Source organism: Streptomyces sp. NPDC111628 (genome assembly GCF_055635195.1).
The window spans coordinates 1,308,465-1,322,802 of sequence record NZ_JBVKBZ010000001.1 but is presented as its reverse complement, the minus strand read 5'-3'; the positions used below and the strand labels follow the sequence as shown (position 1 = coordinate 1,322,802).

Sequence of the window (14,338 nt, the reverse complement as noted above, 5' to 3'; positions counted from 1 at the left end):
GCGGGCAGCCAGACCCTAAACCTTCGCCCAGTATCTCCGACAGTCCGGGGTGCCGGACGGCCCGAGAGGTCACGGTCTCGTGAGGATTGCGTGTGTCGGAGGTGTGAACCTTCACTTACACGCGGGGCAGGGTCTCCACACCGATGCCGCCCTCGATGGCGAGGATCCGGTGCAGCCGGGTGGCCACCAGCAGGCGCTGCATCTGCGGTGGCACGCCGCGCAGCACCAGCCGCCGGCCGCAGCGGCCGGCCCGCCGGTGGGCCCCCATGATCACGCCGAGTCCGGTGGCGTCCCAGGAGTCCAGCTCTGACAGGTCGAGCACCAGGTCGCCGACTCCGTCGTCGACGGCCGAGTGCAGGACCGTACGGGCGTCCGCCGCGCTGCGGACGTCGAGGCGGCCCCCGACGACCAGCTCGACGTGGTCGCCCCTGATGTGCATATGCGCTCCCCGGCGTGCGTCTTCTTCGTCGTCTTCTTCGTCTTGTTCTTCGTCTTGGCGTTGCGTTGCGCGCGTTGTGGTCTCTCGGCGATATCAGGCACTGCACCCTCTGACTGGCCGAAACGACCGGAGGTTGCCGTCTGTAAGCGAACCGATACCGAATTCACCCCGGCGTGTGACGTTTGCCGGGGCTGATGTGACCTCAGTGCTTGTAGAAGCCCTGCCCGCTCTTGCGGCCGATGTCACCGGCGTCCACCATCCGGCGCATCAGCTCCGGCGGGGCGAACTTCTCGTCCTGGGACTCGGTGTAGATGTTGCCGGTGGCGTGCAGCAGGATGTCGACGCCCGTCAGGTCGGCGGTGGCCAGCGGTCCCATGGCATGGCCGAAGCCCAGCTTGCAGGCGAGGTCGATGTCCTCGGCGGTGGCGACGCCCGACTCGTACAGCTTCGCGGCCTCGACGACGAGGGCGGAGATGAGCCGGGTGGTCACGAATCCGGCGACGTCGCGGTTGACGACGATGCAGGTCTTGCCGGTGGACTCGGCGAACTCGCGTGCGGTGGCGAGCGTTTCGTCGCTGGTCTTGTAGCCGCGCACCAGCTCGCACAGCTGCATCATCGGGACCGGCGAGAAGAAGTGGGTGCCGACGACCCGCTCGGGGCGCTGCGTGACGGCCGCGATCTTGGTGATCGGGATCGCGGAGGTGTTGGACGCGAGGATCGCCCCGTCCTTCACCAGCTTGTCCAGGGTACGGAAGATCTCGTGCTTGACCTCGAGCTTCTCGAAGACGGCCTCGACGACGACGTCCGCGTCGGCGGCGGCGTCCAGGTCGGTGGTCGCGGTGATGCGCCCGAGCGCGGCCTCGGCGTCGTCGGCGTCGAGCTTCCCCTTGGCGACGAACTTGTCGTAGGAGGCCCTGATGCCGTCGGTGCCGCGCCGCAACGCCTCGTCGGTGACGTCGCGCAGGACGACCTCCCAGCCCGCCTGGGCGGAGACCTGGGCGATGCCGGACCCCATGAGACCGGCTCCGATGACGGCGAGCTTCCGTGCCACTGTGCGACTCCCCTGATACGCGCTGATTCTCGTCTCTCGGCCGGAGATTAGCGGGCGTGAGGCGCTGTGTGACCGGTTAGTAACGCGCGTCACGTCTCAAATGACGGACGTCACACCGAGGGGTGGCGTCCGGGTGTCACAGAGCGCCTCGTACGGCGTAGTTGAGCACCTTCTCGCTCAGCAGGTCCTCCATCTCGTCCAGCAGCACGAGGATGTCGCGGGACACCTCGGCGGGCTTCCCGCCGGCCATCAGGCGGCGGCCGATGGTCGCCATCACCGTGCCGTGCAGCCAGCTGACCTGACCGGCCATCAGCGAAGGGACGGGGTCGTCGTCGGGGGCACCGGTCTCCTCGCGCAGGGTGTGCTCGAGGTTGTCCTGCACCTCCTGGCCGATCGCCCAGAGCCGGGAACGCAGCGCGGGCGAGGCGTGGATGACCCCCATGAAGCGCGCATAGCCATCCATGAGGCCGATCCGGGGCGAAACCGACTCGACCTCCTCGCGCAGTTCCCGCAGCACGGCCCGGGCCGCCGACTCCCCGTCCCGCCGCCCGCGCACCCAGCGGGAGAGCCGGTCGATCACACCCTTGGACCGGTCGAGGAACAGGTCCTCCTTGGCCGGGAAGTAGTTGTACACGGTGTTGACGGAGACGTTCGCGGCGTCCGCGACCTCCGCCACCGTCACGGCCTCGAAGCCGCGCTCCAGGAACAGCCCGGTGGCGACATCCGAGATGTACTGCCGGGTCTGCCGCTTCTTCCGTTCCCTGAGTCCCTCGGCCATGCCCGCATCCTAGCCGCGCCGACGGCACAGTCTGAGGCGAGTGAAAACTTGGTGTCATTGCAAAATTTCAGTGACTCTGTTTTTCTGGAGCGCATGGCAATCATCAGTACGGCCGGGCTGGCCCGGACCTTCGCGACCAAGCGCGGTCCGGTCGAGGCGGTGCGCGGCATCGACCTCACCGTCCGCGAGAGCGAGATCCTGGGCTTCCTTGGCCCCAACGGCGCCGGCAAGACGACCACCCTGCGGATGCTCACCACCCTGCTCGCCCCCACCGGCGGCGCGGCCACCGTCGCCGGGCACGACCTGGCGACCGACCCGGCCGGGGTGCGCGCGGCGTGCGGGTACGTGGCGCAGTCGGGCGGGGTGGACCCGCAGATCACGGTCCGGGAGGAGCTGGTCACCCAGGGCCGCCTGTACCGCCTGTCCAGGGCGCGGGCCGCCGACCGCGCCGGGGAGCTGGCCCTCGACCTGGGCCTGGCCGAGCTGCTCGACCGCAAGTGCGGGGCGCTCTCCGGCGGGCAGCGGCGGCGGCTGGACATCGCGATGGCGCTCACGCACCGCCCGAAGGTGCTCTTCCTGGACGAGCCGACGACCGGCCTGGACCCGGGCAGCCGCGCCGACCTGTGGGACCTGGTCCGCCGGCTGCGCGACGAGCACGGCACGACGGTCTTCCTGACCACCCACTACCTCGACGAGGCCGACGCCCTCTCCGACCGCCTGGTGGTCGTGGACGGCGGCACGGTGGTCGCCGAGGGGACTCCGGCCGCCCTGAAGCGCGAGTACGGCGGCTCGCCCGACGCCACCCTCCAGGACACCTTCCTGGCCGTCACCGGCCGCGGCGCCGCTCCGGCCGACGCCACTCCCGTAGCCGTCTAACACCCCTGGGAACCGACCCGATGCTGCTCCACGACACCGGCCTCGTCTACGGCCGCTATCTGCGCCAGTCCCTGCGCTCCCGCTTCGCGCTGCTGTTCGGCGTGCTGATGCCGCTGCTGTACCTGCTGTTCTTCGGCCCGCTGCTGACCGATCTGCCGCTCGGCGGGCGGGGCAGCTCCTGGCAGGTGCTGGTCCCCGGCCTGCTGCTGCAACTCGGCCTGTTCGGCGCCTCCTTCGCCGGGTTCTCGATCATCATCGAGAACGGCCAGGGAGTGGTCGAGCGGATGCGCGTCACGCCCGTCAGCCGCCTGGCACTGCTCCTGGGCCGGGTACTGCGGGACGCCACCGTCTTCGCCTTCCAGGCGGTGCTGCTGGTGCTGGCGGCCGTGGTGATGGGCCTGCGCGCGCCGCTGCCCGGCGTGCTGATCGGCTTCGCCTTCGTCGCCCTGCTCACGGTCTCGCTGGCCTCGCTGTCGTACGCGCTGGCGATGAAGGTCCGCACCCCGCAGGAGTTCGGGCCCACGATCAACGCTCTGACCATGCCGTCGATGCTGCTGTCCGGCCTGATGCTGCCGATGACACTGGGCCCGGCGTGGCTGGACGTGCTGTCGCACCTGATGCCGTTCCGCTATCTGGTGGACGCGGTGCGGGACGCCTACGTCGGCTCCTACGCGACGGCGCACATGCTGTACGGCGTCCTCGTCGCCCTGTGCTTCACCGCACTGGCCGTGACGGTGGGCACACGCGTGTTCCGAACCGCCGGGGCGTAACTACGCTGGTCCCATGGTCAACCTGACGCGCATCTACACCCGGACCGGCGACAAGGGCACCACCGCCCTCGGCGACATGAGCCGGGTCCCCAAGACCGACCTCAGGATCTCCGCGTACGCCGACGCCAACGAGGCGAACGCGGTGATCGGTACCGCCGTCGCGCTCGGCGGTCTGCCCGACGAGGTCGTCAAGGTCCTCGTCCGCGTCCAGAACGACCTGTTCGACGTGGGCGCGGACCTGTCGACGCCGGTGGTGGAGAACCCGGAGTTCCCGCCGCTCAGGGTCGAACAGTTCTACGTCGACAAGCTGGAGGAGGACTGCGACCGCTACCTGGCCGAGGTGGAGAAGCTCCGCTCCTTCATCCTCCCCGGCGGCACCGCCGGCGCGGCCCTGCTGCACCAGGCGTGCACGGTGGTCCGCCGGGCCGAGCGCTCGACCTGGGCGGCGCTGGAGGCCCACGGCGAGACGATGAACCCGCTCACCGCGACCTACCTGAACCGGCTCTCCGACCTGCTGTTCATCCTGGCCCGAGTGGCCAACAAGGAGGTCGGCGACGTGCTGTGGGTGCCGGGCGGGGAACGCTGAGCGCTCCGCAGGGAGGGGCGTGACGGCCCGGCCGCCGATCGTCTAATCACATCGTCGTGGCTGGTCGTGCAGTTCCCCGCGCCCCTTGGGGGCGCTGCCCGCCGGGGCGCTGCCCGCCGGGGCCTTCTTCGGCCAGACCAGGTAGGTGAGGGCGATCAGGCCGTGGATGCCGACGACCTTCAGTACCGCGCCCTGGGATGCCTCCAGGGCCGAGGCGTCCCCCTCGTCGCCGACGTACCAGACGGCGGCCAGGAGCAGCGCCGAGGAGACGGCGCCACCCACGACCGTCCGCAGCCACATCCGGCCCTCGTGGGCGGCCCGGGGCAGGCCGTGCCGCGGCGGCTTGCGCGGCGGCGGTCCCCCGCCCAGCCGGTGGGCGGCGTGGCCGTCGAGCCAGCGGATCGTGTAGTGGCCGTATCCGACCGTGTAGCCGATGTACAGCGCGGCCAGGCCGTGCTCCCAGCCGGGCTCGGCGCCGTTCTTCAGGTCCCACGCCGTCACGGCGAACAGCACCAGTTCCAGCACCGGCTCGCACAGCAGCAGGACGACGCTGGTGCGGCGCCACTTCAGCACGTAGCGGGCGCCCAGGCCGAGGGCCAGCAGCACCCAGAAGCTGACCTCACAGGCGATGATCAACGCAGCGACCACGACGCACTCCCTTCGTTCACCCTTCCAGGCTCCCGTCGGAATCCGCCGGGATCGTCGTCGCCGGTGACGAACCTCCCGTACATCGAAAGATGCAGTGCGGGACCCTTCCCCGGGATCAGGCGGGCGGGGCGCGGGCCGTGTTGGATGGTGGCATGGCCGCACGACTCCCCCGCCCGCGCCGCTTCGACGTGTACGCCGCGTCGGCCGGGCTGCTGGGCGGGCTGCTGCTGTGGGGCATCGGCCTGGGCGTGCGGCCGGCCGACGAGCCGGTCGTGCTGTTCGACGGCCGCTGGCCGCTGCTGGTGCCGCTCGCCGTCATGGCGGGCTGCGAGCTGCTGCGCCGGGCCGCGCCCCGCACGGGGCTGCTGGTCGGCACCGCCGCGCTGATCGCCGACACGCTCACCCAGGGCAGCCTGGTCACGGTGATCATGTACACCGACCTGATGTACGCCGCCGTGCTGTACGGCCCGCCCGCCTCGGCCCGCCGCATCCCGTGGATCACCGGGCTGCTCACGGTGGCCGGGACGGTGGTGCCGTACGCGGTGCTGCGGGTGCCCGAGGCGCTGCTCATCGGTGTCGCCGTCGGCGTCGTGTCCTTCGCGCCCGCCTCCACGGGGCTCATCGTCCGCAACCACCGCGAGGCCGCCGACGCCGCCCTGCTGCGGGCCGAGCAGACCGCGCTGCTCGCCGAGATGGACCGGGTCCAGGCGGTGACCGCGGAGCGCTCCCGGATGGCCCGCGAGCTGCACGACATGGTCGCCAACCACCTCTCCGCGATCGCCATCCACTCCACGGCCGCGCTCTCCCTGGACGACGCCGCGACCACCCGGCAGGCGCTCGGTGTGATCCGCGAGAACAGCGTGGCGGGACTGGCCGAGATGCGACGCCTGATCGGCATCCTGCGGGACCAGGGCGGGGACACCGAACCGGCCGCCGCCCCGACCCTCGACGGGCTCGGCGCGCTGGTCGACGGCGCCCGCGCCAACGGCCTCGACGTCACCCTGGACGCGGCACCCGGCGAGAGCCTGCCCGCGCCGGTCGAGCTGGCCGCGTACCGGATCGTGCAGGAGTCGCTCACCAACGCTCTCAAGCACGCCTCCAAGGGCACCGTCCTGGTCCGGCTCGACCGGCACGAGGGCGCCCTGCGGGTCCGGGTGACCAGCCCGTACGGCGACCGGGACACCCCGCGCGCCCCCGGCTCCGGCGCCGGTCTGGTCGGGATGCGGGAGCGGGCCGCGCTGCTGCACGGCACGTTCGAGGCCGGGGCGGTGCCGGATCCCGGCTCGGCGGGCGGCAAGATCTGGGCGGTACGGGCCACCCTGCCCCTGACCGAAGGAGACCTCGCATGATCCGCGTCCTCGTTGCCGAGGACCAGTCCGCCGTCCGCGCGGGACTGGTGCTGATCCTGGGCAGCGCCCCGGACATCGAGGTGGTGGGCGAGGCCGCGGACGGCGAGCGGGCGGTGGCGCTGGCCCGGGAGCTGCGTCCCGACCTGGTGCTGATGGACGTGCAGATGCCGCGCCTGGACGGGGTGTCGGCGACCCGGATCGTGGTCGGGGAGCAGCTCGCCGACGTGCTGGTGCTGACCACCTTCGACCTGGACGAGTACGTCTTCGGGGCGCTGCGGGCGGGAGCCGCCGGGTTCCTGCTGAAGAACACCGACGCCAAGGACCTGATCGCGGCCGTGCGCACGGTGGCGGGCGGCGAGGGGATCGTGGCCCCGGCCGTCACCCGGCGGCTGATCGCCGAGTTCGCCGCGCACCCGGTGCGCGAGCCGGCCGCGGACCCGGCCGTGCTGCGGGAGCTGACCCGGCGTGAGCGCGAGGTGCTCTCGTGTCTCGGCGAGGGGCTGTCCAACGCGGCGGTCGCCGAGCGCCTCGACATGGCGGAGGCCACGGTGAAGACGCACGTCAGCCGGCTGCTGGGGAAGCTGGGGCTGCGCAGCCGGGTGCAAGCGGCGGTGCTGGCGCAGGAGTTGGGGATCTAGTTTCCCCGCTCAACCACCGGCTCAACCACTGGTCGCCACATTGGTCCAGACCTATTGACCTATGGTCCAGACCTTTCTATTCTCGCCGCACTGCGGGCATGAGGCTCAGTCATGCCCTCGACAACATCCCCATATAAGGAGGCGCACATGCGCTTCAGACACAAAGCCGCGGCACTCGCAGCGACCCTGGCGCTTCCCCTCGCCGGCCTGGTCGGCCTCGCGAGCCCGGCCCAGGCCGCCGCGAGCGCGACGGCCACCTTCGAGAAGACCTCGGACTGGGGCACGGGCTTCGGCGGCAAGTGGACGGTGAAGAACACCGGCACCGCCTCCCTCAGCTCCTGGACCGTCGAGTGGGACTTCCCCTCCGGCACCAAGGTCACCTCGGCCTGGGACGCCACCGTCACCAACTCCGCCGACCACTGGACCGCCAAGAACGTCGGCTGGAACGGGACGCTCGCCCCCGGCGCCTCGGTCTCCTTCGGCTTCAACGGCAGCGGGCCCGGCTCCCCGTCCAACTGCAAGCTCAACGGCGGCAGCTGCGACGGCACCTCCGTCCCCGGCGACGAGGCCCCCTCCGCGCCCGGCACGCCCACCGCCTCCGGCATCACCGACACCTCGGTGAAGCTGTCCTGGTCGGCGGCGACCGACGACAAGGGCGTCAAGAACTACGACGTCCTGCGGGACGGCGCGACGGTCGCCACCGTCACCGGCACCACCTACACGGACAGCGGCCTCACCAAGGGCACGGCCTACTCGTACAGCGTCAAGGCCCGCGACACCGGCGACCAGACCGGTCCGGCCAGCGGCGCCGTGAAGGTCACCACCACCGGCGGCGGGGACGGCGGCAACCCCGGCACCGGTGACGAGGTCAAGATGGGCTACTTCACCAACTGGGGCGTCTACGGGCGCAACTACCACGTGAAGAACCTGGTCACCTCCGGCTCGGCCGACAAGATCACGCACATCAACTACGCCTTCGGCAACGTCCAGGGCGGCAAGTGCACCATCGGCGACTCCTACGCCGACTACGACAAGGCCTACACCGCCGACCAGTCCGTCGACGGCGTCGCCGACACCTGGGACCAGCCGCTGCGCGGCAACTTCAACCAGCTGCGCAAGCTGAAGGCCAAGTACCCGAACATCAAGATCCTCTACTCCTTCGGCGGCTGGACCTGGTCCGGCGGCTTCCCCGACGCGGTGAAGAACCCCGCCGCGTTCGCGAAGTCCTGCCACGACCTGGTCGAGGACCCGCGCTGGGCCGACGTCTTCGACGGCATCGACCTGGACTGGGAGTACCCGAACGCCTGTGGCCTCAGCTGTGACGAGACCAGCGCCCCGAACGCCTTCAGCAGCATGATGAAGGCCATGCGCGCCGAGTTCGGCCAGGACTACCTGATCACCGCGGCCGTCACCGCCGACGGCTCGGACGGCGGCAAGATCGACGCCGCCGACTACGGCGAGGCCTCGAAGTACATCGACTGGTACAACGTGATGACGTACGACTTCTTCGGCGCCTGGGCGAAGAGCGGCCCGACCGCTCCGCACTCGCCGCTGACCGCGTACGACGGCATCCCGCAGCAGGGCTTCAACACCGCCGACGCGATGGCGAAGTTCAAGTCCAAGGGCGTCCCGGCGGACAAGCTGCTGATCGGCATCGGCTTCTACGGCCGCGGCTGGACCGGCGTCACGCAGTCCGCGCCCGGCGGCACCGCCACCGGCCCGGCGACCGGCACGTACGAGGCGGGCATCGAGGACTACAAGGTCCTCAAGAACAGCTGCCCGGCCACCGGCACCGTCGCCGGCACCGCGTACGCCCACTGCGGCTCCAACTGGTGGTCCTACGACACCCCGGCCACCATCAAGTCCAAGATGGACTGGGCCGAGCAGCAGGGCCTCGGCGGCGCCTTCTTCTGGGAGTTCAGCGGCGACACCACGAACGGCGAACTGGTGAGCGCCATCGACAGCGGCCTGAAGTAATCCTCAAAGGCCCGGCGTTCAAACGGGCCTAAGCAACATTGACGCGCTGACCGGGCGGGGCTGCCTCCAGCCACGCGAGAAAACCGGTCAGCGCGTCTTCGCTCATCGCCAGTTCCAGCCGGGTGCCCCGGTGGAGACAGGCCAGGATCACGGCGTCGGAGAGCAACGCCAGCTCCTCCTCGCCGTCCGGCAGCCGGCGGCCGGCCACCTCGATCGCGGAGCGCTCCAGGACGCGGCGCGGGCGGGGGGAGTACGAGAAGACGCGGTACCACTCGACCCGGTCGCCGTTGTAGCGGGCCACTCCGTAGGCCCAGCCCTTGCCGTCGGTGGTGTCGCCCTCCTTGGGGGCGTCCCAGCGCAGGGAGCAGTCGAAGGTGCCGCCCGAACGCTGGATCAGCCGGCGGCGCAGACCGAAGACGAAGAGGCCGATCACCACCACGGCCACGACGATTCCGCACACAGTCAGAGCGAGGGCCATCGACACCGACCTCCTCGTCTCCTAGGTAACGGAACGGAAAAAACACCCGGATCTGCCTCAGCCGCGGCCGGGTCCGGATGGCTCCGGTCCCAGCCGCGGCTGAGTGACGTCATGGCACGACGCTATCGCACAGTGCTGTGGATCAGCGTCCCGCCGCCGCGCGCAGTCGGACGTCCGCGCGACGCTCGGCGTGGGCGTCGCCCTCCGCCTTCGCGCGCTCGAGCTTGCGCTCGGCGCGGTGGACGTCGATCTCGTCCGACAGCTCGGCGATCTCTGCCAGCAGCGACAGCTTGTTGTCGGCGAACGAGATGAAACCGCCGTGCACCGCGGCGACGACCGTCCCGCCGTCACTCGTGCGAATGGTCACCGGGCCCGACTCCAGCACACCGAGCAGCGGCTGGTGACCGGGCATGACGCCGATGTCGCCGGACGTGGTGCGCGCGACGACCAGGGTGGCCTCGCCGGACCAGACCTCTCGGTCGGCCGCGACCAGCGCGACGTGCAGCTCAGCAGCCAAGGTGGCTCCTCGGGTCACCACCCGGCGGGAGAGCCGGGTGTTGGTTACAAGTCTAAGGGGCGTGCCGGAGGGGACGGGACGCGCCCGCCCCCTCCGGATGGTGTGCCGTGCGGCTCACCGTGAGCCGAGGCTCAGGAGACGCCCAGCTCCTTGGCGTTGTTCTTCAGGTCCTCGATGCCACCGCACATGAAGAACGCCTGCTCCGGGAAGTGGTCGTACTCGCCGTCGCAGATCGCGTTGAAGGCCGCGATCGACTCGTCCAGCGGGACGTCCGACCCGTCGACGCCGGTGAACTGCTTGGCGACGTGGGTGTTCTGGGACAGGAAGCGCTCCACGCGACGGGCGCGGTGGACGACGAGCTTGTCCTCTTCGCCCAGCTCGTCGATACCGAGGATCGCGATGATGTCCTGCAGGTCCTTGTACTTCTGCAGGATGTTCTTCACGCGCATCGCGGCCTGGTAGTGGTCCGCCGCGATGTACCGCGGGTCGAGGATGCGGGACGTCGAGTCCAGCGGGTCCACGGCCGGGTAGATGCCCTTCTCGGAGATCGGACGGGAGAGCACCGTCGTCGCGTCGAGGTGGGCAAAGGTGGTGGCCGGGGCCGGGTCGGTCAGGTCGTCCGCGGGGACGTAGATCGCCTGCATCGAGGTGATCGAGTGACCACGGGTCGAGGTGATGCGCTCCTGGAGGAGACCCATCTCGTCGGCCAGGTTCGGCTGGTAGCCCACCGCGGAGGGCATGCGGCCGAGCAGGGTCGACACCTCGGAGCCCGCCTGGGTGAAGCGGAAGATGTTGTCGATGAAGAACAGCACGTCCTGCTTCTGGACGTCGCGGAAGTACTCGGCCATGGTCAGGCCGGCCAGCGCGACGCGCAGACGGGTGCCCGGCGGCTCGTCCATCTGACCGAAGACCAGCGCGGTCTTGTCGATGACGCCCGACTCGCTCATCTCGTCGATGAGGTCGTTGCCCTCACGGGTGCGCTCACCGACACCGGCGAACACGGAGACACCGTCGTGGTTGTTGGCGACGCGGTAGATCATCTCCTGGATGAGCACCGTCTTGCCGACGCCGGCGCCGCCGAACAGACCGATCTTGCCGCCCTTGACGTACGGGGTCAGCAGGTCGATGACCTTGACGCCGGTCTCGAACATCTCGGTCTTCGACTCGAGCTCGTCGAAGTTCGGGGCCTTGCGGTGGATCGGCCAGCGCTCACCGTCGTAGCTCTCGTCGACGTTCAGCACCTCACCCAGGGTGTTGAAAACCTTGCCCTTGGTGAAGTCGCCGACGGGGACGGAGATGGCCGAACCCGTGTCGGTCACCGGGGCCTGGCGGACCAGGCCGTCGGTGGGCTGCATGGAGATGGTGCGGACCAGGCCGTCACCGAGGTGCTGGGCGACCTCGAGGGTCAGCGTCTTGAGCTCACCCTCCTTGGCCGGGTCGGCCACCTCGACGTGCAGCGCGTTGTAGATCTCCGGCATCGCGTCGACGGGGAACTCCACGTCGACGACCGGGCCGATGACCCGGGCGACGCGGCCCGTGGCCGTCGCGGTCTCAACAGTGGTGGTCATTAGTTGTCACTCCCCGCGTTCGCGTCGGCCAGGGCACTGGAGCCACCGACGATCTCGCTGATTTCCTGGGTGATTTCGGCCTGGCGGGCCGCGTTGGCAAGACGGGAGAGCGTGTTGATCAGCTCGCCCGCGTTGTCGGTGGCCGACTTCATCGCGCGCCGGGTGGCGGCGTGCTTGGAGGCGGCCGACTGGAGCAGCGCGTTGTAGATGCGGCTTTCGACGTAGCGCGGCAGCAGGGCGTCGAGGACGTCCTCCGCCGACGGCTCGAAGTCGTACAGCGGAAGGATCTCGTCCTTCGCGCCCCCCGCGGCGGCAGCCGCTGATGTCTGCGTCTGGGCCACCTCGTCGAGGCTCAGCGGCAGCAGCCGGGAGTCGACCGCCGTCTGCGTCATCATCGAGACGAACTCGGTGTAGACGATGTGGAGCTCGTCCACGCCGCCCTCCGCCGTGTCCTTCTCGATGGCCTCGATCAGCGGCGCCGCGACCTTCTTGGCGTCCGCGTACGAGGGCTCGTCGGTGAAGCCCGCGAACGACTCCGCGACCTTGCGCTCGCGGAAGTTGTAGTGGGCCAGACCGCGTCGGCCGACGATGTACGTGTCGACCTGGCGGCCCTCACGCTCGAGGCGCTCGGTCAGCTGCTCCGCCGCCTTGATGGCGTTGGAGTTGAAGGCGCCGGCCAGACCGCGGTCGCTCGTGAGGAGCAGTACCGCGGCGCGGGTCGGGTTGTCCGCCTCCGTGGTGAGCGGGTGCTTCGTGTTCGACCCGGTACCGACCGCCGTGACCGCGCGGGTGAGCTCCCGCGCGTACGGCGTGGAGGCCGCCACCTTGCGCTGCGCCTTGACGACGCGCGAGGCGGCGATCATCTCCATCGCCTTGGTGATCTTCTTGGTCGCGGTGACGGATCGGATGCGACGCTTGTAGACCCGGAGCTGGGCTCCCATGAGTCAGGTCCCTTCCTTACGTCACTTGGCGGCGGACGGGGCGTCCTCGCCGAGCAGCTTGCCGTCGCTCGTCTCGAACTGCTTCTTGAACGCCGCGATGGCCTCGGCGACGGCCTGCAGGGTGTCGTCGGACATCTTGCCGCCCTCGCGGATGGAGGTCATGAGGCCCTGCTCCTGGCGGTGCAGGTACTCCAGGAGCTCCTTCTCGAAGCGGCGGATGTCGGCGACCGGCACCTCGTCCATCTTGCCGGTGGTACCGGCCCAGACGGAGACGACCTGGTCCTCGGTGGCCATCGGCTGGTACTGGTCCTGCTTCAGCAGCTCGACCATGCGCTGACCGCGCTCCAGCTGCGACTTCGACGCGGCGTCCAGGTCGGAACCGAAGGCGGCGAACGCCTCCAGCTCACGGAACTGGGCGAGGTCGACGCGGAGGCGGCCGGAGACCTGCTTCATGGCCTTGTGCTGGGCGGAGCCACCGACGCGGGAGACCGAGATACCGACGTTCAGGGCCGGACGCTGACCGGCGTTGAACAGGTCGGACTCCAGGAAGCACTGGCCGTCGGTGATGGAGATGACGTTGGTCGGGATGAACGCCGACACGTCGTTGGCCTTGGTCTCGACGATCGGCAGACCGGTCATCGATCCGGCGCCCTCGGCGTCGTTGAGCTTCGCGCAGCGCTCCAGCAGACGGGAGTGCAGGTAGAAGACGTCACCCGGGTAGGCCTCGCGGCCCGGCGGGCGGCGCAGCAGCAGCGACACGGCGCGGTAGGCGTCGGCCTGCTTCGACAGGTCGTCGAAGATGATCAGGACGTGCTTGCCCTCGTACATCCACTGCTGGCCGATGGCCGAGCCGGTGTACGGCGCGAGGTACTTGAAGCCGGCCGGGTCGGACGCCGGGGCGGCCACGATGGTCGTGTACTCCAGCGCGCCGTTCTCCTCCAGCGCGCCGCGCACGGACGCGATGGTGGAGCCCTTCTGGCCGATGGCGACGTAGATGCAGCGGACCTGCTTGTTCGGGTCGCCGGTGCGCCAGTTGTCGCGCTGGTTGATGATCGTGTCGACGGCCAGGGCGGTCTTGCCGGTCTGACGGTCGCCGATGATCAGCTGACGCTGACCGCGGCCGATCGGGGTCATGGCGTCGACGGCCTTGTAGCCCGTCTCCATCGGCTCGTGCACCGACTTGCGCTGCATGACCGTGGGGGCCTGCAGTTCGAGGGCGCGGCGACCGGAGGTCTCGATCTCGCCGAGGCCGTCGATCGGGTTGCCGAGGGGGTCGACGACGCGGCCGAGGTAGCCCTCGCCGACGGCCACGGAGAGGACCTCACCGGTACGCGAGACCGGCTGTCCCTCCTCGATGCCGCTGAACTCACCGAGGACGACGCAACCGATCTCGCGCTCCTCGAGGTTGAGGGCGAGGCCGAGGGTGCCGTCCTCGAACTTCAGCAGTTCGTTGGCCATGGCCGAGGGCAGGCCCTCGACCTTCGCGATGCCGTCGCCGGCAAGGGTGACCGTACCGACCTCCTCGCGCGAGGCCGCGTCCGGCTTGTACGACTGGACGAAGTTCTCCAGTGCGTCCCGGATCTCCTCCGGCCGGATCGTGAGCTCCGCCATCTGAGTTCCCTGCTCTCCTTGTTGGGCCCGAAGTTTCACTTGGGGGGTATTCCACGAGTCGGGACTCCCCCCAATGAGAGGTGAATCCTCTGCACGGCCCAACCAGGGCCG

The 14,338-nt window shown here is 69.9% G+C and carries 15 protein-coding genes; 6 read left to right on the top strand and 9 right to left on the bottom strand.

Translation table 11 applies throughout. The annotated features are described in order from the left end of the window. Positions 1–115 precede the first annotated feature (115 nt). The 3 genes from ACZ7MF_RS06465 to ACZ7MF_RS06455 all read right to left on the bottom strand — a co-directional run bounded on the left by ACZ7MF_RS06465 (position 116) and on the right by ACZ7MF_RS06455 (position 2,268). Complete coding sequence (locus ACZ7MF_RS06465) at positions 116–439, bottom strand: STAS domain-containing protein (protein WP_003973611.1); 324 nt, start codon at positions 437–439, stop codon at positions 116–118. 202 nt (positions 440–641) lie between these two features. Continuing rightward, entirely contained in the window at positions 642–1,490 is an 849-nt protein-coding gene (locus tag ACZ7MF_RS06460) for a 3-hydroxyacyl-CoA dehydrogenase family protein (protein ID WP_471474840.1), read from the bottom strand. A 136-nt stretch (positions 1,491–1,626) separates the two neighbouring features. Further along, positions 1,627–2,268: a TetR/AcrR family transcriptional regulator gene (locus ACZ7MF_RS06455; RefSeq protein ID WP_471474839.1), complete on the bottom strand. Its 642-nt coding sequence runs from the start codon at positions 2,266–2,268 to the stop codon at positions 1,627–1,629. A gap of 93 nt (positions 2,269–2,361) precedes the next feature. Between ACZ7MF_RS06455 and ACZ7MF_RS06450 the strand changes: the two genes are divergently transcribed. Genes ACZ7MF_RS06450 through ACZ7MF_RS06440 form a run of 3 tightly spaced genes read left to right on the top strand, consistent with a single transcriptional unit; the run spans position 2,362 to position 4,500 of the window. After that, on the top strand, positions 2,362–3,144 hold the full coding sequence (locus ACZ7MF_RS06450) for an ABC transporter ATP-binding protein (RefSeq protein ID WP_471474837.1): 783 nt from the start codon (positions 2,362–2,364) through the stop codon (positions 3,142–3,144). A 20-nt stretch (positions 3,145–3,164) separates the two neighbouring features. Next, positions 3,165–3,914 (top strand): ABC transporter permease, encoded by a 750-nt coding sequence (locus tag ACZ7MF_RS06445; protein WP_356862861.1) that lies wholly within the window; start codon positions 3,165–3,167, stop codon positions 3,912–3,914. A 13-nt stretch (positions 3,915–3,927) separates the two neighbouring features. Continuing rightward, positions 3,928–4,500, top strand: coding sequence for a cob(I)yrinic acid a,c-diamide adenosyltransferase (locus tag ACZ7MF_RS06440; RefSeq protein WP_471474836.1), 573 nt, complete (start codon positions 3,928–3,930; stop codon positions 4,498–4,500). 42 nt (positions 4,501–4,542) lie between these two features. Here ACZ7MF_RS06440 and ACZ7MF_RS06435 read toward each other — a convergent pair whose 3' ends face one another. Continuing rightward, the gene (locus ACZ7MF_RS06435; RefSeq protein WP_471474834.1) at positions 4,543–5,148 is read right to left on the bottom strand and encodes a hypothetical protein; all 606 of its coding nucleotides are present in this window, start codon (positions 5,146–5,148) and stop codon (positions 4,543–4,545) included. Positions 5,149–5,300: 152 nt separating this feature from the next. Here ACZ7MF_RS06435 and ACZ7MF_RS06430 point away from each other — a divergent pair, with 152 nt between their 5' ends. From ACZ7MF_RS06430 to ACZ7MF_RS06420, 3 genes are all read left to right on the top strand, one after another. Continuing rightward, the gene (locus tag ACZ7MF_RS06430; RefSeq protein ID WP_471474833.1) at positions 5,301–6,497 is read left to right on the top strand and encodes a sensor histidine kinase; all 1,197 of its coding nucleotides are present in this window, start codon (positions 5,301–5,303) and stop codon (positions 6,495–6,497) included. Then, positions 6,494–7,135: a response regulator transcription factor gene (locus ACZ7MF_RS06425; protein ID WP_361004503.1), complete on the top strand. Its 642-nt coding sequence runs from the start codon at positions 6,494–6,496 to the stop codon at positions 7,133–7,135. The genes ACZ7MF_RS06430 and ACZ7MF_RS06425 overlap by 4 nt, the downstream gene beginning before the upstream one ends. A 147-nt stretch (positions 7,136–7,282) precedes the next feature. Continuing rightward, complete coding sequence (locus tag ACZ7MF_RS06420) at positions 7,283–9,112, top strand: glycosyl hydrolase family 18 protein (RefSeq protein WP_471474831.1); 1,830 nt, start codon at positions 7,283–7,285, stop codon at positions 9,110–9,112. Positions 9,113–9,140: 28 nt separating this feature from the next. On the opposite strand, the gene ACZ7MF_RS06415 is transcribed toward ACZ7MF_RS06420, so the two are convergent. The 5 genes from ACZ7MF_RS06415 to atpA form a co-directional block, all read right to left on the bottom strand. Further along, positions 9,141–9,590, bottom strand: coding sequence for a DUF2550 domain-containing protein (locus tag ACZ7MF_RS06415; protein WP_003973622.1), 450 nt, complete (start codon positions 9,588–9,590; stop codon positions 9,141–9,143). A 142-nt stretch (positions 9,591–9,732) separates the two neighbouring features. Then, positions 9,733–10,107: a F0F1 ATP synthase subunit epsilon gene (locus ACZ7MF_RS06410; protein ID WP_104631686.1), complete on the bottom strand. Its 375-nt coding sequence runs from the start codon at positions 10,105–10,107 to the stop codon at positions 9,733–9,735. A 131-nt stretch (positions 10,108–10,238) separates the two neighbouring features. Further along, the gene (gene atpD, locus ACZ7MF_RS06405; protein WP_385359015.1) at positions 10,239–11,675 is read right to left on the bottom strand and encodes a F0F1 ATP synthase subunit beta; all 1,437 of its coding nucleotides are present in this window, start codon (positions 11,673–11,675) and stop codon (positions 10,239–10,241) included. After that, the gene (locus tag ACZ7MF_RS06400) at positions 11,675–12,616 is read right to left on the bottom strand and encodes a F0F1 ATP synthase subunit gamma (protein ID WP_471474829.1); all 942 of its coding nucleotides are present in this window, start codon (positions 12,614–12,616) and stop codon (positions 11,675–11,677) included. The genes atpD and ACZ7MF_RS06400 overlap by 1 nt, the downstream gene beginning before the upstream one ends. Positions 12,617–12,637: 21 nt before the next feature. Continuing rightward, positions 12,638–14,227 (bottom strand): F0F1 ATP synthase subunit alpha, encoded by a 1,590-nt coding sequence (gene atpA, locus ACZ7MF_RS06395; RefSeq protein WP_356862842.1) that lies wholly within the window; start codon positions 14,225–14,227, stop codon positions 12,638–12,640. Positions 14,228–14,338: the final 111 nt, after the last annotated feature.